The sequence below is a fragment of the Sunxiuqinia dokdonensis genome (genome assembly GCF_001270965.1).
GTDB classification, from domain to species: domain Bacteria; phylum Bacteroidota; class Bacteroidia; order Bacteroidales; family Prolixibacteraceae; genus Sunxiuqinia; species Sunxiuqinia dokdonensis.
This window is the reverse complement of record NZ_LGIA01000068.1, coordinates 1-1,456: the sequence shown is the minus strand read 5'-3', so window position 1 is coordinate 1,456 and position 1,456 is coordinate 1. Positions and strand designations below refer to the sequence as shown.

The 1,456-nt window shown below is 42.7% G+C and carries 1 protein-coding gene; it reads left to right on the top strand.

The genetic code is table 11. The features are described from left to right. Positions 1 to 59 precede the first annotated feature (59 nt). Positions 60 to 1,271 carry an IS256 family transposase gene (locus NC99_RS06060; RefSeq protein ID WP_053180921.1) on the top strand — a complete coding sequence of 404 codons (1,212 nt, stop codon included), beginning with the start codon at positions 60 to 62 and terminating at the stop codon, positions 1,269 to 1,271. Positions 1,272 to 1,456 lie beyond the last annotated feature (185 nt).

The window sequence follows — 1,456 nt, the reverse complement described above, 5'->3', positions numbered from 1 at the left end:
AGAGTGTTCAACGAACTGTGTCATGTAAACAAAATTGAATGTTTTAAAATTTACATGTTATGGGAAAAGAAAAGTTTGATTACGAGAAGTTCAAAAAGGAGGCTATTGAAGGTCTTCTATCCGGAAAAGGGATGAGTGGTTCTGACAATGTTTTATTGCCCTTATTTAAGGATTTTCTGGAAGGAGCCTTAGATGGCGAGATGGATACTCATTTAAAGGATTCAGAAGAACCCGATCGACGTAACGGGCATAATCGCAAGAGGGTAAAAACCGACCAGGGTAGTTTTGAGCTGGAGACTCCACGTGACCGTAATGGTGATTTTGAACCGGAATTGATCCGTAAGCGCCAGACTGTTATCGGGGAAGCTTTCGAAAACCGCATCCTTTCGCTTTATGCCAAGGGTCTGAGTTATGCTGACATCCAGGGACATTTGCTGGATCTGTATGGCATGGATGTTTCGGTGGGTAAGCTAAGCGCCATTACTGATAAGGTTATTCCTTTGATCCAGCAATGGCAGGGACGCCGTTTAGAGGCTGTTTACTCCATCATTTGGTTGGATGCAATGCATTTTAAAGTCCGGGAGAATGGACAGGTCGTCAGTAAAGCGGTTTATATCATCCTGGGCTATACCATGGAGGGTCAGAAAGATTTGTTAGGGATGTATATCTCTGAGCGTGAAAGTGCCCGGTTCTGGCTAAATGTATTGACTGACCTTCAGAACCGTGGCCTTCAAGATATTTTAATTGCCTGCATGGATAACCTGAAAGGTTTTACAGAAGCAGTGGAGTCTCTTTTTCCGCAAGCTGATATCCAGCTCTGCATCATTCATCAGATCCGCAATTCCTTTAAATATGTGACATGGAAAGACCGAAAAGAATTCAACCAGGAATTGAAACTGATTTACCAGGCCTCCAACCTGGCAGAAGCCGAACTGTCCATGAATCAGTTTGAAGAGAAGTGGAAACAGAAATATCCGCTGGTTATCAAATCATGGCGAAACAACTGGCACTACCTGACCCGTTTTTTCGATTACTCTAAACACCTGCGAAGAATCATGTACACCACCAATACCATTGAAGGATTCAACAGACAAATACGGCGGGTGACCAAACGAAAAGGAGCATTTTCAAGCGACATGGCCCTGATGAAAATACTTTACCTGGCTCAACAAGAGATCACAAAACAATGGAAAAGCAAACCCCCGTACTGGGGCCAGGTCAAACAGGAATTAATCATCAAATTCGAAGAAAGATGTGGGCAGGTAACTTAAACGATGCCATTGAAATATTGATAACTTCTACGGCTTGGCCGAAGTTATCAACATTCCAACAGCAAATCAACATCAAAATTCTAATCGTGACACAGTTTAATGAACATTACCGCATAGAATGGAACAACGCACACTAAGAAAAATCCCAACCGGCGATTAAATCGCTTTCCTTTTGCTATTCATCC

Coding starts and splice junctions, on each gene's coding strand:
- NC99_RS06060 (WP_053180921.1), top strand. CDS start 60: ATGGGAAAAGAAAAGTTTGATTACGAGAAGTTCAAAAAGGAGGCTATT.